At 70.6% G+C, this 18,928-nt stretch carries 25 protein-coding genes; 7 read left to right on the top strand and 18 right to left on the bottom strand.

Going from position 1 to position 18,928, the window contains the following annotated elements:
- The 5 genes from KIP79_RS16630 to KIP79_RS16650 all read left to right on the top strand — a co-directional run.
- The coding region (locus KIP79_RS16630) for an SDR family oxidoreductase (protein ID WP_214105729.1) at positions 1-640 on the top strand (640 nt) is incomplete at its 5' end.
- Positions 637-1,563 carry an NAD(P)-dependent oxidoreductase gene (locus KIP79_RS16635; RefSeq protein WP_214105730.1) on the top strand — a complete coding sequence of 309 codons (927 nt, stop codon included), beginning with the start codon at positions 637-639 and terminating at the stop codon, positions 1,561-1,563. The genes KIP79_RS16630 and KIP79_RS16635, both read left to right, overlap by 4 nt.
- A gap of 4 nt (positions 1,564-1,567) precedes the next feature.
- The gene (locus tag KIP79_RS16640) at positions 1,568-2,512 is read left to right on the top strand and encodes a zinc-dependent alcohol dehydrogenase (protein WP_214105731.1); all 945 of its coding nucleotides are present in this window, start codon (positions 1,568-1,570) and stop codon (positions 2,510-2,512) included.
- Between the two features lies 1 nt (position 2,513).
- A complete protein-coding gene (locus KIP79_RS16645) occupies positions 2,514-3,290 on the top strand; it encodes an MBL fold metallo-hydrolase (RefSeq protein WP_214105732.1) in 777 nt (258 codons plus the stop codon).
- A complete protein-coding gene (locus KIP79_RS16650) occupies positions 3,287-3,454 on the top strand; it encodes a hypothetical protein (protein WP_214105733.1) in 168 nt (55 codons plus the stop codon). Before KIP79_RS16645 ends, KIP79_RS16650 begins: the two co-directional genes overlap by 4 nt.
- On the opposite strand, the gene KIP79_RS16655 is transcribed toward KIP79_RS16650, so the two are convergent.
- The 3 genes from KIP79_RS16655 to KIP79_RS16665 all read right to left on the bottom strand — a co-directional run bounded on the left by KIP79_RS16655 (position 3,442) and on the right by KIP79_RS16665 (position 6,770).
- Entirely contained in the window at positions 3,442-4,293 is an 852-nt protein-coding gene (locus tag KIP79_RS16655; RefSeq protein ID WP_214105734.1) for a fumarylacetoacetate hydrolase family protein, read from the bottom strand. The genes KIP79_RS16650 and KIP79_RS16655 overlap by 13 nt on opposite strands.
- A complete protein-coding gene (locus KIP79_RS16660; RefSeq protein ID WP_214105735.1) occupies positions 4,218-5,072 on the bottom strand; it encodes an IclR family transcriptional regulator in 855 nt (284 codons plus the stop codon). The genes KIP79_RS16655 and KIP79_RS16660 overlap by 76 nt, the downstream gene beginning before the upstream one ends.
- Positions 5,073-5,189: 117 nt before the next feature.
- Positions 5,190-6,770: an acyl--CoA ligase family protein gene (locus tag KIP79_RS16665; protein ID WP_308169751.1), complete on the bottom strand. Its 1,581-nt coding sequence runs from the start codon at positions 6,768-6,770 to the stop codon at positions 5,190-5,192.
- A 297-nt stretch (positions 6,771-7,067) separates the two neighbouring features.
- Between KIP79_RS16665 and KIP79_RS16670 the strand changes: the two genes are divergently transcribed.
- Together KIP79_RS16670 and KIP79_RS16675 are read left to right on the top strand one after the other, a co-directional pair.
- Positions 7,068-7,550 carry a hypothetical protein gene (locus tag KIP79_RS16670; RefSeq protein WP_214105736.1) on the top strand — a complete coding sequence of 161 codons (483 nt, stop codon included), beginning with the start codon at positions 7,068-7,070 and terminating at the stop codon, positions 7,548-7,550.
- A gap of 87 nt (positions 7,551-7,637) precedes the next feature.
- A complete protein-coding gene (locus KIP79_RS16675) occupies positions 7,638-7,841 on the top strand; it encodes a helix-hairpin-helix domain-containing protein (protein WP_214105737.1) in 204 nt (67 codons plus the stop codon).
- On the opposite strand, the gene KIP79_RS16680 is transcribed toward KIP79_RS16675, so the two are convergent.
- From KIP79_RS16680 to KIP79_RS16750, 15 genes are all read right to left on the bottom strand, one after another.
- The gene (locus tag KIP79_RS16680) at positions 7,809-8,921 is read right to left on the bottom strand and encodes an LLM class flavin-dependent oxidoreductase (RefSeq protein ID WP_214105738.1); all 1,113 of its coding nucleotides are present in this window, start codon (positions 8,919-8,921) and stop codon (positions 7,809-7,811) included. The genes KIP79_RS16675 and KIP79_RS16680 overlap by 33 nt on opposite strands.
- Before the next feature lie 17 nt (positions 8,922-8,938).
- Positions 8,939-9,805: an ABC transporter ATP-binding protein gene (locus tag KIP79_RS16685; protein ID WP_214105739.1), complete on the bottom strand. Its 867-nt coding sequence runs from the start codon at positions 9,803-9,805 to the stop codon at positions 8,939-8,941.
- A complete protein-coding gene (locus KIP79_RS16690; protein WP_308169752.1) occupies positions 9,789-10,811 on the bottom strand; it encodes a taurine ABC transporter substrate-binding protein in 1,023 nt (340 codons plus the stop codon). The genes KIP79_RS16685 and KIP79_RS16690 overlap by 17 nt, the downstream gene beginning before the upstream one ends.
- A gap of 14 nt (positions 10,812-10,825) precedes the next feature.
- Positions 10,826-11,605 carry an ABC transporter permease gene (locus tag KIP79_RS16695; protein ID WP_308169753.1) on the bottom strand — a complete coding sequence of 260 codons (780 nt, stop codon included), beginning with the start codon at positions 11,603-11,605 and terminating at the stop codon, positions 10,826-10,828.
- Between the two features lie 120 nt (positions 11,606-11,725).
- Positions 11,726-12,163 (bottom strand): OsmC family protein, encoded by a 438-nt coding sequence (locus KIP79_RS16700; protein ID WP_214105740.1) that lies wholly within the window; start codon positions 12,161-12,163, stop codon positions 11,726-11,728.
- Positions 12,160-13,533, bottom strand: a complete 1,374-nt coding sequence (locus tag KIP79_RS16705) for an NtaA/DmoA family FMN-dependent monooxygenase (protein ID WP_214105741.1) — start codon at positions 13,531-13,533, stop codon at positions 12,160-12,162. The genes KIP79_RS16700 and KIP79_RS16705 overlap by 4 nt, the downstream gene beginning before the upstream one ends.
- Positions 13,534-13,559: 26 nt before the next feature.
- Positions 13,560-14,315, bottom strand: a complete 756-nt coding sequence (locus tag KIP79_RS16710) for an ABC transporter ATP-binding protein (protein ID WP_308169754.1) — start codon at positions 14,313-14,315, stop codon at positions 13,560-13,562.
- 1 nt (position 14,316) lies between these two features.
- Positions 14,317-15,351, bottom strand: a complete 1,035-nt coding sequence (locus KIP79_RS16715) for an ABC transporter substrate-binding protein (protein ID WP_214105743.1) — start codon at positions 15,349-15,351, stop codon at positions 14,317-14,319.
- 52 nt (positions 15,352-15,403) lie between these two features.
- The gene (locus KIP79_RS16720; protein ID WP_214105744.1) at positions 15,404-16,204 is read right to left on the bottom strand and encodes an ABC transporter permease subunit; all 801 of its coding nucleotides are present in this window, start codon (positions 16,202-16,204) and stop codon (positions 15,404-15,406) included.
- A gap of 146 nt (positions 16,205-16,350) precedes the next feature.
- Complete coding sequence (locus KIP79_RS16725; RefSeq protein WP_214105745.1) at positions 16,351-16,584, bottom strand: hypothetical protein; 234 nt, start codon at positions 16,582-16,584, stop codon at positions 16,351-16,353.
- A gap of 42 nt (positions 16,585-16,626) precedes the next feature.
- Positions 16,627-16,857, bottom strand: coding sequence for a hypothetical protein (locus KIP79_RS16730; RefSeq protein ID WP_214105746.1), 231 nt, complete (start codon positions 16,855-16,857; stop codon positions 16,627-16,629).
- A 211-nt stretch (positions 16,858-17,068) separates the two neighbouring features.
- A complete protein-coding gene (locus tag KIP79_RS16735) occupies positions 17,069-17,251 on the bottom strand; it encodes a hypothetical protein (protein ID WP_214105747.1) in 183 nt (60 codons plus the stop codon).
- A complete protein-coding gene (locus tag KIP79_RS16740) occupies positions 17,244-17,591 on the bottom strand; it encodes a cupin domain-containing protein (protein WP_214105748.1) in 348 nt (115 codons plus the stop codon). Before KIP79_RS16740 ends, KIP79_RS16735 begins: the two co-directional genes overlap by 8 nt.
- A gap of 13 nt (positions 17,592-17,604) precedes the next feature.
- Positions 17,605-18,030, bottom strand: coding sequence for a hypothetical protein (locus KIP79_RS16745; RefSeq protein WP_214105749.1), 426 nt, complete (start codon positions 18,028-18,030; stop codon positions 17,605-17,607).
- Complete coding sequence (locus tag KIP79_RS16750; RefSeq protein WP_308169755.1) at positions 18,027-18,689, bottom strand: helix-turn-helix transcriptional regulator; 663 nt, start codon at positions 18,687-18,689, stop codon at positions 18,027-18,029. Before KIP79_RS16750 ends, KIP79_RS16745 begins: the two co-directional genes overlap by 4 nt.
- Positions 18,690-18,928: the final 239 nt, after the last annotated feature.

Below are 18,928 nucleotides of genomic sequence, written 5' to 3' on the forward strand. Positions count from 1 at the left end.
CGACGGCGAGGCGGTGCGCCGCGCCGTCGCCGCCCTCGGGGACGCGCACGGCCGCCTGGACGCGGTGGTCAACTGCGCCGTGAACTTCCTGGCCCGCGGCCTGACGGTGACCCAGGCCGACTGGGACCGGGTGCTCCGGGTCAACGTGCAGGGCATCGGCAACGTGGTGCAGGCCGCGCACCCGCTGCTGGCCCGCACCCAGGGGGCCGCGGTGGTCAACACCGCGAGCATCTCCGCGCACGTCGCCCAGCCCGCGCGGTGGACCTACAACGCCACCAAGGGCGCCATCCTGACGCTGACCAAGTGCATGGCGATGGACCTCGCCCCGGACGGCATCCGGGTGAACGCGGTCAGCCCGGGCTGGATCTGGACCCCGGAGGTCAGCCGGGCCGCCGGCGGCGACCGCGCCGCCTGGGAACCGGTCTGGGGCCGCTTCCACCTGCTGCGCCGCCTCGGCGAGCCGGACGAGGTGGCGAGCGCCATCGCCTTCCTCTGCTCCAGCGACGCCAGCTTCATCACCGGAGTCGAGCTGCCCGTGGACGGCGGCTACCTGGCCATGGGCCCCGAGGGCCTGGGCGAGGACTCCAGCTTCGCCGGGTCCGCCCCGGCCACCGACAGCGATTCGAGGAACCAGCGTTGAACACGCACATCGTCATCACCGACACCAACCTCGGGGACGGCTCCATCGAGCGCGGCGTCCTGGTTCCCGCCTTCGAGGTGAGCCATCACGACGCCAGAACCGAGGAGGAGGTGCTCAGGGTCGGCGCCGACGCCGACGGCCTGCTCGTGCAGTGGGCCCCGCTGACCGAGCGGGTCCTGTCCGGCCTGCCCCGGCTGCGGGCCGTCGTCCGGTACGGCATCGGCCTGGACAACATCGACCTGGCCGCCGCCGCCCGGCTCGGCGTCGAGGTCCGCAACGTGGACGACTACTGCCTGGCCGAGGTGGCCGACCACGCCGTCGCGTCGGTGTACTCCCACAACCGCAGGCTCACCGCGGCGAGCCGGTCCTACGACACCCGGGGCTGGACCACCGAGGGCATCGCCGCGCCGCTGCCCCCCGGCGAGGATCCGGTCGGCGTCGCCGGGTTCGGGCGGATCGGGCGCGAGGTCGCCCGCCGCGCCGCCGCGCTCGGCTTCCCGGTGCACGTGTGGGATCCGTACGTCACCGACCTGCCCCCCGGCGTCACCGGCCACCCGACCCTGGCCGGGCTGGCCGAGGCCGTCAACCACCTCACCCTGCACATCCCCTCGACCGAGGCGACCCGGGGCATCGTCGACCGTACGGTGCTGGACGCACTCGGCCCGGCCGGGCACCTGGTCAACACCGCCAGGGGCGCCCTGGTGGCGGAGGAGGAACTGCTCGCCGCGCTGACCGCGGGCACCCTGGGCTTCGCCTCGCTGGACGTGCTGGCGGCCGAGCCACCGTCCGGGATCTCGGCGGAGCTGGCCGCGCACGAGCGGGTGCTGGTCACCCCGCACATCGCCTACCTGTCGACGCGGTCGCTGCCGATGCTCCAGCGGCGGGCCGCCGAGATCATGCGCGACCTGCTGACGGCGGGCTGAGCCGATGCGCGCTCTCGTCTTCACCCGGCCGAGCACCGTCGAACTGCTCGAGGTCGCCGACCCCCGGCCCGCCGACGGCGAGGTCCTGGTCAAGGTCCGCGCGGTCGGCATCTGCGGCAGCGAACTGCACGGCATCCGCGACAGCGGCTTCCGCCGCCCGCCCCTGGTGATGGGCCACGAGTTCGCCGGGACCACCCCCGACGGCCGCCGCGTCACCGCCAATCCGCTGCTCAGCTGCGGGGTGTGCGACCAGTGCCGGATCGGCCGCGACCATCTCTGCCGGGAGCGCGCCATCCTGGGCATCCACCGCCCCGGCGCGTTCGCCGAGTACGTCGCGGTGCCGGAACGTGCCCTGCACCCGCTGCCGCCGGCCATGTCGTTCGAGACGGCGGCGCTGATCGAGCCGCTGGCCAACGGCGTACACGCGCTGAATCTGGCCCGTCCGGCGCCCGGCGCCCGGATCGCCGTGCTGGGCGCCGGCACCATCGGCCTGGTCTGCCTGCTGGTGGCCCGGCAGCTCACCGACCAGGTCGTGGTCTGCGACCTGTCGGCGGAGCGGCTGGCGGTGGCCGAACGCCTGGGCGCCACCGCCGTCACCACCGAACTGCACGGCGAGTTCGACGTCGTGGTGGACGCGGTCGGCGCGGCGGCCACCCACCGCATGTCGGTGCAGCACCTGCGCCCCGGCGGCACGGCCGTCTGGGTGGGGCTGCTCAGCACCGACGCCGCCTTCGACGGGCAGCAGATCGTCCGCGAGGAGAAGCACGTCGTCGGCTCGTACTGCTACACGGCGGCCGAGTTCGCGCAGGCTGTGACCCTGGCCGGGGAGGTGGCGCTGGACTGGTCGACCACCTTCGACCTGGCCGACGGCGCGACCATTTTCGGCGAGCTGATGGCCGGCCGCCAGGATGTCGTCAAGGCGCTGCTGCGCCCCTGGGGAGAGGAGTGACATGTACGGCGTACGCCTGCTGCATCTGGGCGACGGAGACGTGCCGGGGCCCGAGGTGTACTGGATGTCGGACTGGGACCAGTGGTACCGGCTGGCCTTCCAGGCCGTGCTGATCCAGGGCCCCGGCGTCACCGCGCTCATCGGCACCGGACCGGCCGAGGATCTCGGGCCGATGAACGAGCGGTGGGCCGGATTCCTAGGCGAGCGCGCGGCGATGCGGCGTGAGCCCGGCCAGTGGCTGCCCGACCAGCTGGCCACGCTCGGCATCGCGCCGGAGGAGGTGACGCACGTGCTGCTCACGCCGTTGCAGCTCTACACCACCTCCAACGTCCCGCACTTCCCGAACGCGAGGTTCTGCCTGACCGAGCGCGGCTGGACCCACTTCCACCGCACCAAGAAGCATCCGCACGACGACCGCTGGACCTCCCTGCCGCCGGAGGTGCTGAGCTACCTCACCCACGACGCCTGGGACCGGGTCGACCTGCTCGCCGACGAGGACGAGGTGGCGCCCGGCATCCGCACCTGGTGGACCGGCTCGCACCACCGGGCCTCGATGGCCGTCGAGATCGACAGCACGGCGGGCGTGGTCACCGTGACCGACGCCTACTTCACCCGCCGCAACCTCGACACCGACCAGCCCATCGGCATCTGCGAGAACATCTACGAGGCGCTGGCCGCCCACGAGCGGGTACGCGGGGTGGCCGACGTGCCGCTCACCATCTACGACCCCGACCAGCTCACCCGCTACCCGGACGGCGTCGTCGCGGCGCTCCCGTGACACGGCCGGTCGGCCCAACAGGCCTGGCCTACGCCCCGGCCTCGGATGTGATCATTTCCATCGTCGGGGCCGGGCGCCCCGCCGGCGTCGAAGCCGCCGTCCGGGGCGCCCGGCTCGTCCTGACCGAAGCGGAGCTGCGGTCGCTGGACGATCAAGGCTGGTAGTCCACCACCTTCTGCTCCTGCCGGCCGAGCCCGTCGATCTCCATGCTGACCACGTCACCGGCCTTCAGGTAGGGGAAACGGCCGGAGAGCGCCACCCCCTCGGGGGTGCCGGTGTTGATGACGTCGCCCGGCAGCAGCAGCATGTGGTGGCTGAGGTGCACGATGAGCTCCGGCACCGAGAAGACCATGTCGGCGGTGCTGGAGTCCTGCCGCGGCTCGCCGTTGACCCAGGAGCGCAGCCGCAGCCGGTCGGGCCGGATCTCGGCGGCGGGCCGCAGCACCGGGCCGAGCGGGTTGAAGGTCTCGGCGCACTTGCCCTTCGACCACTGCCCGCCGGACACCTCGAGCTGGAAGCGCCGCTCCGAGACGTCGTTGGAGAGCGCGTAACCCGCCACGTAGTCGAGGGCCTCGGCGGGGTCGCTGAGGTAGCGCGGCGTGCGCTTCATCACCACGGCCAGCTCGACCTCCCAGTCGGTCTTGACCGAGCCGGGCGGCAGGATCACCTCGTCGTCCGGGCCGACCACACAGCCCGGGTGCTTCAGGAAGACCACGGGGTACTCGGGCGGCGCCGCGCCGGACTCGGCCGCGTGGGCCGCGTAGTTCATGCCGATGCACACCACGGCCGCGGGGCGCGCGATCGGCGAGCCGATGCGCTGCCCGGCCGTGTCGGCCTCGGGCAGCTCACCCGCGGCCAGCGCGGCGGCCACCCGCTCGATGCCGTCGGCCGCGAAGAAGGCGCCGTCCAGGTCGGGGGTGAGCGGGGTCAGGTCGTGTTCGCGACCGTCGTGCCGTACGGCGGGGCGTTCCGCCCCTGGGGGGCCGTACCGGAAGAGTTCCATGTGAGTCCTTGTGCGGGTGCGTCCTGGTAACCCATGCGCAGCGAGAGCTGGTGGGCGGTCGAGCGGACGTTGTCGATGGTGGTGGCGATGAGCGCCGGGGTCTTGCGCATCTCCGGGATGGAGACGCTGAGCGCGGCACGGCTGCCGCCCCGGTGGCCGCTGACGGGCGCGGCGATGCAGAACACGCCCGGGGTGTACTCGGAGTTGTCGGTCGCGTAACCGCTCTCCCGCACCTCGCGCACGACGGCCAGCAGCTGCGGCAGCGAGGTGATGGTCTGCGGCGTGAACGGCACGAAGGGCACCTCGGCGAACCGTTCCCTGATCTCCTCGTCGCTGAGCTGGCTGAGCAGCGCCTTGCCGATCCCGGTGGCGTACGCCGGCAGCCGGACGCCGACCCTGGACGCCAGCCGGAGCTGGTGGTCGGGGTCGACCTTGGCGATGTAGACGTTGTCGGTGCCGTCCAGCGTGGCCAGCTGCACGGTCTCGTTCAGGGTGTCGCGCAGCGCCTCCATGTACGGCATCGCCGCCTTCTCCAGGTCGGAGACCGCGACGTAACTCTGCCCCGCCTGCCACAGCCGGATGCCGACCCGGAAGCGCCGGCTCTCGGTGTCCTGCTCCAGGAACCCCCGGGTGGTCATGGTGACCAGCAGCGTGTACGTGCTGCTCTTCGGGATCTCCAACCGGCGCTGGATCTCGGTCAGGGTCAGGCCGTCGCGATGCTCGGTCAGCAGGTCCAGAATGGCGAGGGTGCGGTCGGCCGACTTGACAAGTGAGTTCATGACGATGGATGGCCGTTCATGTAGGTAAACCGGCATTCGGCTAGTGGTACCTTACCCGGTTCGCTGACGCGCGAGGATCCCTCCCGCAAAGGGGGACCACGCCCCTGACCGGCGGGTTCATCCGCCATTGGCCCGGGCCTTCAATGTCACTTTGCGAATCTTGCCGGACGACGTCTTGGGCAGCTCGCCCAGCTCGATCCGGTCCGGCGCTTTGAACGCGGCGAGCCGGGCGCGCACGTGCGCCCGCAGTTCCTCCGTGGTGGCCTGCGCGCCGGGGCGCAGCGTGACGAAGGCCATCGGCCGCTCTCCCCAGCGCTCGTCGGCGACGCCCACCACCGCGGCCTCCAGCACCGCCGGATGGCTGGCCAGGGCCGCCTCGACCTCGATCGAGGAGATGTTCTCCCCGCCGGAGATGATGATGTCCTTGGCCCGGTCGCGCAGCTCCAGGTAGCCGTCCGGATGCAGCACGCCCAGGTCGCCGGTGCGCAGCCAGCCGTCGGGCGCGGCGGCCCTGGTGGCCGCCGGGTCCCGGTAGTAGCCGAGCATCACCGTGTTGCCGCGCAGCGCCACCTCGCCGATCGTCTGTCCGTCCCGCGGCACGTCCCTGCCCTTGGCGTCCAGCACCCGCATCGCGCAGGACACCAGGTTGGAGACGCCCTGCCTGGCCCGCAGCCGCGACTGCTCCTCCTCCGGCAGCGCCGACCACTCCGGCCGCCAGTCGCAGATGGCCGCCGGGCCGAACGTCTCGGTCAGGCCGTACAGGTGGGTGACGTCGAAGCCGATCCGCGCGCAGTCCCGCAGCAGGGTGGGGGAGGGCGGCGCGCCGCCGACCGCGACGGTCACCCTGCCGCCGTCGAGCGCGGCGGGCGCGGCGGCGACCAGGGAGATCAGCACCGTGGGCGCGGCGCAGAGCATGGTGACCCGCTCGGCGACGATCAGCGGCCACACCTGGGCCGGCTCGACCCTGCGCAGGCAGACGTGCGTGCCGCCGACGGCCGTGACCGCCCAGGGGAAGGCCCAGCCGTTGCAGTGGAACATCGGCAGCGTCCAGAGGTAGACGACCTCCGGGGTGAGGCGGAAGTGGCCGACCATGGCCAGCGCCTGGAGGTAGGCGCCTCGATGGTGGTACATGACCCCTTTGGGGTGGCCGGTGGTGCCGCTGGTGTAGTTCAGCGCCATCAACGCCCGCTCGTCCGCCACCGGCACCCGGTACGGCGCCGCCTCGGCGCGCAGCCGCTCGTATTCTTCCGGGCCCACGATCCGCACGCCGTCCAGCGCTTCGGTGGCGGCTTCTGCCAGCTCGGCGAACTCGGGGTCGAACAGCAGCAGCCGGGCTCCCGAGTGCTCGACGATGTGCCGCAGCTCCTCGGCCGACAGCCGGATGTTGAGGGTGACCAGCACCGCTCCCGCGTAGAGCACCCCGAAATGCGACTCCAGCAGCAGCGGGCTGTTGGCGGCGAGCACGGCGACCCGGTCGCCCTGCGCCACCCCCAGCCCGGCCAGCGCCCCCGCCTGGCGCAGGCACCTGTCGTGCAGCTCGCGGTAGGTCAGCCGGAGCGGCCCATCGATCACCGCCGTGCGATCGGCATGCACCGCCGCCGCCCGATCGAGGAATCCCGTCGGAGTGAGCGCCTCGAAGCTCAGCCCGGCGAGGTCCGCCCCGGACGCCTGGTCGACCACAACTCCACCTCTCCTCACCGGAGCCTCATTCTCGTCACTGTTCCGTATACTGTCAATCGGTTCACATATGTGAACCACCCTGCTCTGAATGTTGCAGGGGGAGCGAGTGTCCCGAAACTTTCGGCGATCATGAGCCTGGCGAACGTCTCAGCTCGATGTACTGCGTGCCGGACGGTGGATGTCTTCCCTTGTCATTTCGGCGGAATTCCCCGATGACGGTTTCGGAATGACCGAAAGTTTCTGGAATTGACCGTCATCCAGGAAGGTGGCTGGATTCGCGGTGGACGAATGTCGCATCCGTCGGAAGGGACATCCATGTTCGCTGGGAAACTAGTGCGGCGGGCCCTGGCGCTCGCTTCGGTGCTGGTCACAACCGGCGCGGCGATCGCCGCCATCCAGCAGCCGGCCGCCGCCGTCAACGTCACCCTGCAGGCCACGGTTGACTGCACCGCATCCAACTACTCCGGGAACACCAGCGACTGGTACCCCAACACCTTGGCGGTCGTCACCTCACCGCCCACCACGTCCACGCCGGTCCCCGGCGGCAGCCTGGTCGCGAACCCGGCCAACCACTCCTACCAGTTCTCCCAGGCGCTGCCGAGCGGAGCCACCTCCGTGACGATCAACGCCAAGTGCAGCAGCGGCCACCAGTACGACCTCTACGGCGTGTCGAACGGCAGCGCCGGCATCCCCGCCGGCTACACGACCGTCACCGCCAGCTGGGCCTGCGCCACCGCGCAGGTCTACCCCGGACCGTACGTCACCAACTGCAGCCTGCAGTCGGTCTCGTACAGCTGACCACTCCGGCACGGCGCCGGCCTGTCCCGGCGCCGTGCTTCTCTCCTGCCGGTGAGACTGTCGGTGGAAGTCTCTAGCATCGAGCCCATGACCACTCAGCCAGCAGACTGCGACCTGCCGCCCGCCATCGGCAAACCGGCGACCCGTGCACTACTCGGGGCCGGCCTGACCACTCTCGCGCAGGTCGCCACCCGCACGGAGAAGGAACTGCTCGCCCTGCACGGAGTTGGCCCGCGGGCCGTGCGGATCCTGTCCGAGTCACTGACCCAGAAGGGCATGTCGCTGCGCTGACGCCGAGGCGCTGTGCGCGGCCAGCCGAGGGATGACGTACTCGCCGACCCGGTAGGCCTCCTCCAGGTGGGGCCAGCCGGAGAGGATGAACTCGTCCACGCCCAGGGCGGCGTACTCGCGCAGCAGGGTGGCGACCTCGTCGTAAGAGCCGACCAGGGCGGTTCCGGCGCCCTCCCTGACCAGGCCGACACCGGCCCAGAGGCCCGGGTGGATCTCCAGGTCACGGGCTTGTCCCCGGTGGAGGTCGACCATGCGCCGCTGGCCGACGGAGTCGTAGCGGGCGAAGCGTCGCTGGGCTTCGGCGATGCGGTCCTGGCTCATGCCCGCGAGCAGCCGCTCGGCCTCGGCCCAGGCCGCCTCGGCGGTGTCGCGGGCGATGACGTGCACGCGCAGGCCGTACCGGAGTTCGCGGCCGGCCGCGGCGGCCGACGTGCGGAGCCGGGCGATCCGCGCCGCGATGGCCGCCGGGGGCTCGCCCCACATCAGCGCCACGTCGGCGTGCCGGGCGGCGACCTGCTCGGCGGCGGGGGAGGCGCCGCCGAAGTAGACGTCGGGGATGTGGCCGAGCGGCTCGGCCAGCCCGCCCGCCTCGATGCGGTAGTGCGCGCCGTGGTGGTCGAAGGGCCCGCCCGCCCAGGCGCGGCGGAGCACCTGAAGGAACTCGTCGGTTCTGGCGTAGCGGGCGTCGTGGTCGAGGAAGTCGCCGTACGCGCGCTGCTCGACCGGGTCGCCGCCGGTGACGACGTTCAGCAGCAGCCGCCCGCCGGAGACCTCCTGGAAGGCCTGGGCCTGCTGGGCCAGCAGGGTGGGCAGGGTGTAACCGGTGCGGAAGGCGACCAGGGTGCGCAGGCGCTCGGTGTGCTGGGTCAGCGCGGCGCACACGATCCACGGGTCGGGGCAGCCCGCGCCGACGGGGGTGAGGGCGGCCTCGAAGCCGGCCTGCTCGGCGGCCCTCGCCACCTGGGTCAGGTACGCCAGCGTGGCCGGACGACCGGCCGGGCGGAAACTGTCGGTGGTGGTGATGGCGGAACGGACCTCGTGGCCGTCGCCGGTGGTCGGCAGGAACCAGTGGAAACGCATCAGGTCACCTCGTCGTCTTATCCGGAGTCGTCTGATCCGGAGGCGTCTTGTCCGGAGTCGTCTTGTCCGGGGTCGTCGGATGCGGACCGGCGCACGGCCGTCGCGATGGTCTCGCGCAGCGCGGGGTACCCGGGATGGGTGTGCGGGTCGGGGGCGAACGGCAGTTCGGAGGGCTGGTCCAGGACGATCCGGCCGGGCCGGCGGCTGAGCACGATCACCCGGGTGCCCAGGTAGACGGCCTCGTCCACGCTGTGCGTGACGAACAGGACCGTCTTGCCGGTGGCCTGCCAGATCCGGCGGAGCTCCTCCTGGAGCCGTTCCCTGGTGAGCGCGTCCAGCGCCGCGAAGGGCTCGTCCATCAGCAGGATCGCGGGGTCGGGCGCCAGCGCGCGGGCGATGGCGGCGCGCTGCTGCATGCCGCCGGACAGCTCGTACGGCCGCTGCCCGGCGACGTCGGCGAGCCCGACCAGGCCGAGCAGTTCCATGGCCCGCTCGCGGCGCCGCGCGGCCGGCAGACCGGCCATGCGCAGCCCGAACTCGACGTTGCGCCGGACACTGAGCCAGGGGAACAGCCGGGGCTGCTGGAACACCACGCCCCGGTCCGGCCCCGGCCCGGTCACCGGCGCCCCCGAGACGGCGATCTCCCCGGTGGTCGGGGGAGCGAAACCGGCGATCAGCCGGAGCAGGGTGCTCTTGCCGCACCCGGACGGCCCCACGATCACCAGGAACGCCCCGGCGCCGATCTCCAGGTCGATGTCGCGCAGCGCCGCGACCCGCGTGCCCCGTGGCCGGAGCAGACCGCCGCGGGCGCCGTACGTCAGGGAGACGCCGGTGAGCCGGACCGCGGCGGTCCGCACCGCGAGCACCTCATCCGGGGAAGGCATCGTGCAGGTCCTTGGCGGCCAGCCCCTGCTGGAACACCGACAGCTCGGGGACGGCGGGCAGCTTGTTCTGCGCGTTCAGGAACTCGGCCGCGCTGCGCAGGTTCTCGGCCAGCGCGCCCGGCTGCTCCGGCGTGCCCAGGTAGTCGGCGCCGAGCTGCTCCTTGCCGTCCAGCAGCACGAGCTCGTCGATCTGGCGCCCCGCCTCGGCCGGGTCGAGGTTGAGCTGGCGGCCCACCGCGGCGGCGGCCGCCTGCTTGTCGGAGCGTACGAGCTTGACCGCGCGGTCCTGCTGGACCAGCCAGGTGCGCAGGGCCTCGGGGTAGGCGGTGGCGAACTCGGTCCTGACGACCGCCAGGTCGGCGGTGAGCTTGCCCTGTGCGGCCAGCTCCTTGCTGGTGATCAGCACGGTGCCGGTCTTGCGGAGCTCGCCGAGCACGGGGGTCCACACGTAGGCGGCGTCGATGTCGCCGCGCGTCCAGGCGGCCTGGATGTCCGGCGGCTCCAGGTCGACGACGGTCACGTCGGACTCCGCGAGACCGGCCCCCTGAAGGGCGGCGAGCAGGCTGTAGTGGGAGGTCGAGGAGAAGGGCGTGGCGATCTTCTTCCCCTTCAGGTCGGCGATCGAGGTGGCCTGCCTGGCCACCAGCGCCTCGTTCTCCCCGATCACGTCGAAGATCCAGGCGACCTTGTAGGGGATGTTCAACGGCGCGGACAGGCCCCTGGTGACGGGGGAGCTGCCGGCCAGCCCGATGTCGATGCTGCCCGCCACCATCGCGGTGTTGACGTCGCCGCCGGAGTCGAACTTGGTCCAGGTGATCGTGGTGTTCGGCAGCGCGGTCTCCAGCCACTTCTGGTCCTTGACGATGAGGTCGCCGTTGGGGATGAGCTGGTACCCGATCCGGATCTCCTTGGGCGCGCCGCCGGCCTCCTGGGCGGGACCGGTGTCCGAGCCGCAGGCGGTGAGGCTCAGGGCGAGCGCCAGCGCGGGGATGAGACGGTATTTCACTGTGCTGCCTTTCGTCAGGCTCTGCCGCGCCAGGGCACGAGCAGGCGCTCGATGAACTGGAGGAAGGTGTCGATGAGCAGCCCGGAGGCCCCGATGACGAGCAGCCCGAGGATCACCACGTCGGTCTGGTTGTAGCGCTGGGCGTCGCGGATCATGCCGCCGATGCCCGGCACGCCGTTGACGGTCTCGGCGGCCACCACGGTCGTGTAGGCCACCCCGACGGCCACCCGGATGCCGGTGATCACCTCGGGCAGGGCGGAGGGCAGCACGATCCGGTACGGCAGCTGCCACCGCCTGGCCCCGAGCGAGCGGGCCGCGTTCAGGTAGTCCTCGTGCACGCCGCGCACCGCCTCCGCGGTCGCCACTGCGACCGGGGGCATCGCGGCGATGAACAGCAGCCAGATCTTCGGCGGCTCGTCGATGCCGAACCAGATGATCAGGAGGCTGAAGTACGCCAGCGGCGGGAGCGTCCGTACGAAGGTGACCAGCGGTCCGAGCAGCGTCCGTACCGTCGGCACCAGCCCGATCAGCAGTCCCGCGGCGATGCCGCCGATCACGCCGTAGAGGCTGCCGAGACCGATGCGCCCCAGGCTGACCAGCAGGTGCTCGTGGAGCAGGTAGCCGCTGTACCCGCGCCTGCCCTCATGGACCGAGGAGGTGAGCCACAACTGCTCCCACACCGCGCCGGGCGCGGGCACGAACACCTCCGGCCAGATGTGCGCCGCGGCGACCGCCCACCAGATCGCCAGCAGCAGGAGCACCGCCCCCGCTCGAAGCCCGACAGCACGTATCACCTGGTTGTTCCAATTCCTGCTAACCAGACTTGTTTAGTAGGAAATGTAGAGCCTGGCGACCTCCGGCGCAACCGAGCTCCTCGCCCGCGCACGGTCTTCGCGGGCGAGGAGCGCGTTCCCTCAGCTCTCCCCGGCGCCGACCTCGATGGTGATGGGTGCGCCGCCGCGGACGAGCGTGTTGTAGATCGGGCAGCGGGCGGTGAAGTCGTCGACGTAGCGCCAGGACTGCTCCTCGGTGACGTCGGCGAACCGGAAGACGAGTTCGATCCGCTCGAAGCGGGTGCTGTCGTTCTCGTCGACGAGGTACGACCCGGTCACCTCCAGCCGCGGGTACGGCAACTCCCACTCCACCGAACGGGTCGCGATGATGTTCAGCGCGCATCCGGCGAGGCTCGCCAGAAAGTACTCCGCCGTGCCCGGGTGTTCGGCCGTCGCCAGGAGCTTGGCGTTGTCGACCGTGAATGTCACCGGGTCGCCGTCCGCGACGAAGCGCCCGGCCACCTCGGTGGTCCGCAGCGTCAGCGCGTAGGGCTTCCTGTCCGTGGCGGAACCGCTCATGCTTCGCCACCGCCTGCCGCCAGCCGGTTCGGCGCGCTCTTGAGGCCGAGGTGCTCGCGCAGCGTCGAGGTCGTGTACTCGGTACGGAAGACGCCGCGCCGCTGGAGCTCCGGGACCACCAGGTCGACGAACGCCGCCGCCGGTCCTGGCCAGTAGGGCTGGCAGACCGCGACGCCGTCGAACGCGCGCTCGTGGAAGTTGGTCTCGACGAAGTCGGCGAGCTGTTTGGCGTCCCCCACGATCGCGGGCTGCGAGATGGGGTTGTTGCCCATGTAGTGGGTCAGGTCTTCGAGGGTGATGTCCTCGTCGTCGAAGCTCGCGATCGCGTTGTCGATGATCCAGGCCTTCTCCGGGATGAGCGTGCGGTCGATCGCCGCCAGCACCCGGTCCGCGCCGGTACGCCCGGCCAGGTCGAGCCCGAGCTGACCGGAGAGCACCTCCGGCACGAAGACGTTGGTGTTCAGATCCTGCACCTCACGGAACTTCGCGTGCGCGTCGCGGGCGTTCTCGGCGACGTAGGGCGTGATTCCCGAGATGAGCAGGTGGTCGTCCTCGTCCCGCCCGTGGCGCAGGACCCGGGACTTGATGTCGGCGTAGTACGCCTTGTTCCACTCGGCGTTCCGCCAGTGGATGAACCGCATGTCGGCGTACTTGGCGCCGTACTCGAGCGAGCGGTCGGAGTATCCGGGGTGCAGGAAGGGGATGTGCCCCTGCGGCGGCCGGGGGAAGTTCAGGGGCCCGCGGATCGAGAAGAACTTGCCGGTGTGGTCGACTCGCCGGGCCTTGCCGACGTCGTGGTAGATCCCCGTCTCCTTGTCCGCGACCAGCCAGCCGTCCTCCCAGCTGTCCCACAGGTCCCAGAGCACCTCGGTGAACTCCTCGGCGCGGTGGTACTTGTCCTCGTTCTCCAGGTGTTGTTCCTTGCCGAAGTTGAGGGCGGCGGAGGTGTCGGAACCCGTGACGATGTTCAGGCCGAGCCGGCCGCGGGAGAGGTGGTCGAGGCTGGCGGTGATGCGCGCGATGTGGAAGGGATCGTTGTACGTCGTGTTGAAGGTCACCACCAGGCCGACCTTCTCGCTGAAGGCCGCGGCGTACGCCATGGTCGTGAAGCCCTCGATCGCGAAGAGGTGATCGTGGGAGACCTGGACGTTCTTGCCGGTGTAGGAGAAGTTCCCGCGGTGCGCGGAACTGGTCAGCGAGTTGCCGACGAAGAAGAAGTCCAGCTTTCCGCGCTCGGCGATCCTGACCCCTTCGGAGACCAGGACCGGATCCGTGTATCCGTCCGCCTGGGCCTCCGGCAGCCGCCAGGCGCTCGAATGGCGTCCGACCCCGCTGTAGATGAGCCCGAGTTTCACATGCTGATGGACCATTTCGTTTCCTTCGAGTTCTCGGCGGGTCAGCGCCGGGGGTTCGGGATGGATCGCCCGGCTGTCGCCTCCGGGCGCGGCTTCCTGCGCAGGGCGCCCTGCTGCTCGACCCCCAGGTACGACAGGAGTTCGGCCCGGTAGGCGAGCAGCTCCGCGCCGGGAACCGAGCCGTCGTCGGCTCGCTCCACCTGGAGTTCGTGCGCGATCCGTCCGTCACGGAGCACCAGAACCCGGTCCGCCAGCACCACCGCCTCGTCGACGTCGTGGGTCACCAGCACCACGGTCGTCGCGTGCCGCTCCCAGATCCTGACGACGAGTTGGTGCATGGAGATCCGGGTGAGGGCGTCGAGCGCGCCGAACGGCTCGTCGAACAGCATGAGCCGGGGTTCCCGGACGAGGGCCCGGGCGAGGGCGACCCGCTGTGCCTCGCCGCCCGACAGGGTCAGCGGCCAGGCGCGCCTCTTGTCCGCGAGCCCGACCTCGGCGAGCGCGTCGAGCGCGGCCGGGGCCGACGTGCGCGGCAGCCCGATGGTCACGTTGTCGAGCACGCTGAGCCAGGGGAACAGCCGCGCCTCCTGGAAGACGACCGCGACCCCGTCCGGCACCTCGACGCGGCCCGCGTCAGGCTCGTCCAGCCCGGCGAGCAGGCGCAGGAGCGTGGACTTCCCCGAACCGGACCGGCCGAGCAGGGCGACGACCTCGCCCTCGCCGACCGTCAGGTCAAGGTCGTCGAGCACCAGTTGCTCGCCGAACCGGCGGGAGACCCGGCCGGCCAGTTCGAGCACCCTAGCCAAGGGTGGTCACGTCCACGAAGTTCTTGGTGAGGTCGGGAACGCGGTCGCGGAAGCCGAAGCGCACGGTCTGCTCGCCGACCTCCTTGATCTGCGACAGGATCTCGCCGTTGATCGGAACCACCTGGACGGGGTCGAAGCCGAGGACGAGGTCGACCAGGTTGGCCGGCTGCCCGTCGGCCAGTCGCGCCTTCCGCTCGATCTCCCGGTCGGCCTGGATCTCCTTCGCCTGGGCGGCCAGCCCGTCGAACACGGCCTTGACGGCGGCGGGGTGCGCGTCGAGGAAGCTCCGGGTGACCACGAACAGGCTCCAGTTGCGCGCCTTCGTCTCGGCGTTGGTGGTCAGCACCGCGGTGTCCTTGATCAACTGCGCGGAGGCGAAGAAGTTGTCCCAGGTCGCCAGGGCCTTGACGTCGCCGCTGGCCAGCGCGGAGACGCCGTCGGCCGGGTTTGCGATGTAGACGATCTCGACATCGCCCGCCTTCAGGCCGGCCGACTCCAGCGCGGAGAGCAGCACGTACTCGCCGGTCGAACCGGGCGTGCTCACGGCCACCCGCTTGCCCGCGAGATCGGCGACGGTGGCGATGCCGGCGTCCTTGCGGACGACGATGCCCTGGTTGTTGCCGTTGTTGAGGCTGAGGGCGAAGGCCACCAGCGGTGACGCGGTGTCGGCCTCGTTGAAGAAGGTGGCCACCGAGTTCGAGGTGAAGTCGATCCGGCCTGCCTTGGCCGCTTCGGAGGCCTCCACCGGCGCGAGCGGTCCGCTCCACTCGACGGATCCTCCGCCGGTCTTGAGGGTGTTCGCGATCGCGTTGCTGTCCTCCGCGAGCGTCCACAGGCTGGTGCCGCCGAAGTATCCGATCCGGGCGACGACCGGGTCACTCTTCGCCGTTTCCGCTGTTTCCGCCGTTTTCGCTGGAGCGGCCGAGGGGGCCGGGTCGCCGCCGCAGGCGCTTAAGACCAGTGCCGCTGCGAGGGTGAGGCCGCTGAATATCCGACTGCGATTGCGGAGTTGGGGCGAGGTGTTCATCTGGGACTTTCCTTACTTTTTGAACAACCGGACTCGAGCCGTCCGGTGGGGGCTAACTGCCGCTGTGGGCCTGCCGCCAGCGGAAGATCCTGCGCTCCAGCAGGGCGACCAGCGCGTCGGTCACGAGGCCCAGCACCGCGTACAGGACGACGCAGAGGATGACGATCTCGCTCTGGCCGTACTGGCGGGCGTTGGTGAGGAGGAACCCGATGCCGGTTGTCGCGTTGAGGCTTTCGGCGAGTACGAGCACCGCCCAGGTGATGCCGAGGGCGTACCGGATGCCGATGAACACCGAAGGCAGCGCGCCGCGCAGGAGCACCCGGGTGGCGAGCTGGTACGCGGTGAGGCCGTACACCTTGCCCGCTTCGACCAGTCGCCGGTCCACGTTGCGGATGCCGCCGAAGGTGTTGAAGTAGACGGGGATCGCCGTGGCCAGGATCACCAGGAGCACCTTGGTCTCCTCGCCGATGCCCACCCAGAGAATGAGCAGGGGAAGCTTGGCCGTGAACGGGACCGCGCGGAGTATCTGGACCGGCTTGTCGAACACGAACTCGGCCCAGCGCGAGAATCCCGCGAGCACGCCGAGCAGGATCCCCGCCGCGATGCCGATCGCCGCCCCGATCAGCCCACGGGCGACCGTCACTCCGAGGGACGACCACAGCGTGCCCGCCTCGGCGAGCTCCGCCGCGGAGCCGACGACCTGGGCCGGGGACGGCAGGAACTGGGCCGGCACAGAACCGGTCGCCGTGGTGACGGCCCAGATCACGACGATCGCGAACACACTCAGCCAAGGCGCGAGACGCACCCCCAGCCGCGGCCACGCGAACCCTGGGCGAGCGGCGACGGAACTCATCACAATCCCTCAATTTCATGCAATCCATACCGGATATAAGGGGATATTACCCACACGCCTCCCTTGACCGAAACCCCGGGGTCTCCTGATTCACCCGCCATCGCTACCGGCGGTAGCCCCGGGCAAAGTCAGCGGTTGGACGGCCGTCACCGGCTCGCTGGTGATCGGGCCAGGTGGTCGTGGAGTTCGGCGTGGCGGAACTGGTAGATCGGGCCCACGGTGCGCAGCAGACCCAGCCGGTGGGCGTCGTCCAAGGCCATGAGCCGCCAGGGCAGCCGCCCGGCAGATGCCAGCCGGGCGGTCGCGATCACGAAGACGAGCCAGGCGTGATGTTCTCCGAACACCAGCGCGGCCACGAGTCCTGATACGAGCCCGATCAAGCCGTGTCCAAGTAGCGCGCTAGGGGTGGAGGTGGCGGGTGGTCAGGCCCAGAGGACCCAGGTCGGGGAGTTGGGGCCGAAGTACTGGTAGGCGCACCTGAAGGTGGTCCACCAGCCGGCCTGGATGCCGAAGTTGCCTCCGTAGTAGCAGTCGGACTGGTACCAGTAGACGTAACGGATGCTTTCGGCCTGGGCGGCGGGGGCCGTGGTGACGGACAGCGTCAGGGTGGCGGCCAGGGCGGTCGAGATGGCCAGGGCTCGGGCTTTGCGCATCGATCCTCCTGTAGGTGAACGGCATATTTCCGTACAAAACACATGGATGGTTCGATTCGGGGCGGGCGACATCGGAAGCATGACATCGGCGGCCGGGCGAGGACAGCTCACCTTTGCCGCCGCGACCACTGCTGCCATGCGACCTGGGCGGAGATCGCCAGGGGAGGGGCGACCGTGAAACATTCAAGGACAGCCTCCTCCGCCCAGGGCCTCAGGAAGGATCCCCGCGCAGGTAGTCCAGGAGTCGCCGGTCCGTGGAGGTGAAGCGTTCGATTTCCTCGCCGCCGTCGCAGCGGCAGAGGGCGATGGTGGCGGAGCCGTCGTGGTGGGCGATGACGCGCCAGGTGGCGCCCGCGTTCTCCCAGCGTTGGAGCATGGCCAGGTCGTCAGCCATGGGTGGGCCCGGGCGGGGTCGCGACGGTCAGGAGGACGGCGGCGTCTTCCAGGGCGGCCAGGGCGTGGCGTTCTGGCGGGATTGTGAGGTGGTCGCCGCGGGTCGCCTCCCAGGCTTCGGTGCTGGTGGTCAGGCGGACGTGGCCGTGCAGGACGTGGAGGGTGGCCTCGCCGGGGCTGTCGTGTTCGGCCAGGTGGTGACCGGCGAGGAGGGCGAGGACGGTCTGGCGGAGAGTGTGGTCGTGGCCGCCGTGGATGGTGAGTGCCGCCCGGCCGCTGCGGGACCGGCGGGCGAGGGCGAGCTGTTCGTCGGCGACCGCGGTCAGGGAAGTGACTTCCATTGGTGCCTCCCGGTTAGGTGGTCAGCAGCAGGATGCCGCCGGTGAGCAGGGCTGTTACCTTGATCACTTCGAGGGCGACGTAGGCGTGGTGGGCGCGGGAGCGGGGGACGTCCTCACCCGCCAGGACCGCGTTGGAGCGGCGGGTCAGTCCGGGGCGTACGAACAGGAACTGGGCGGCGAGTGTCACGATGGCGACCGCGGGAGCGGCGATGACGCCGATCGGTGGCGTGGCCACCAGCAGGGCGATCAGGACCACGACCGCCAGGACGGCTTCCGCGGTGTTGAGAGCGCGGAACACCAGACGGCCGATCCCCAGCCCGACCCGCAGGGTGACGCCGGGGGCCCGGAACTTCAGCGGGGCCTCCAGGAACGAGATCGCCAGCACCAGGCCCAGCCAGACGAAGGTCGCCGCGACCGCGACCGAAGAACCCGCGCTCATGACGCGCCTCCAGCAGGGGCGAGGCTGACCAGGCAGAGATCCGGCTCGGCGAAGGCTTCGAGCCGCTCAACTGTCAGCGGGGCCTCCCACGCCTCCATGGCGCCCCGCATGAGCCCCAGATGAATCGGGCAGACGACCTGCTCCCGGGTTGCGGCAAGTTCGAGGAACGGGCAGTGACGCAGGCCGATCTGCCCGTCGGTGTCCCGGTATTCGGGGGCGAAGTCCAGATCATCGAGGAGCGCCATCAACCGCTCGACCGGCTGGCCGGCGCGCGCGTCACGGGCGGCGTTCCGGTGGCCCCAGGCGCGGCCGGTCTCGATCGCCTGAGTGACCGGATCGGAGCTGGTGGCGAGGCTTGCCGTGAGGATTTCGGCAAGCACCTGGTAGTGGCGGGGACCGGCTGGATCCATCCCGCCAACCGCCTGGAAGAGAAGCGGCGGGCGGCCGGGCCGGGACCGGCCGGGGCGGACCTGTTCGGCCTGGCCGCGGTGGACGAGGGTGTCCAGGTGGAATCGGACGGTGTTCGGGTGCACGCCGAGCCGATCGGCGATGGCGGCGATGCTCAGGGGTTCGGCCGCGGCCTTGAGGGTTCGCAGCACGTCGAGCCGACGGCCGGTGGCGGGCACGTCCACCGGCTGCTGACTGATCGAATTCGTCACATCCCCGAGTTTATACAAGAGTCACTTGTAAAAACGCGAGCGCTTTGGCCGCAGCGGGGGCCATACCCCGTGTCACTGCTGGGCCGACCGCGGGCTCCGGGCCGCGTCGAGGTGTGTTCGAGAGAGGAGGGGTTCGACCTCACCGAGGCCGACGACGCCTACCCCGAGGGCACCCCTACGCCGACCCCCAGTGACGGTCCGCCCTTGGTTCGAGGGCTGTCACTCAAGAAGTCGACAGG

Source organism: Acrocarpospora catenulata (assembly GCF_018476525.1).
GTDB classification, from domain to species: Bacteria; Actinomycetota; Actinomycetes; order Streptosporangiales; family Streptosporangiaceae; genus Acrocarpospora; species Acrocarpospora catenulata.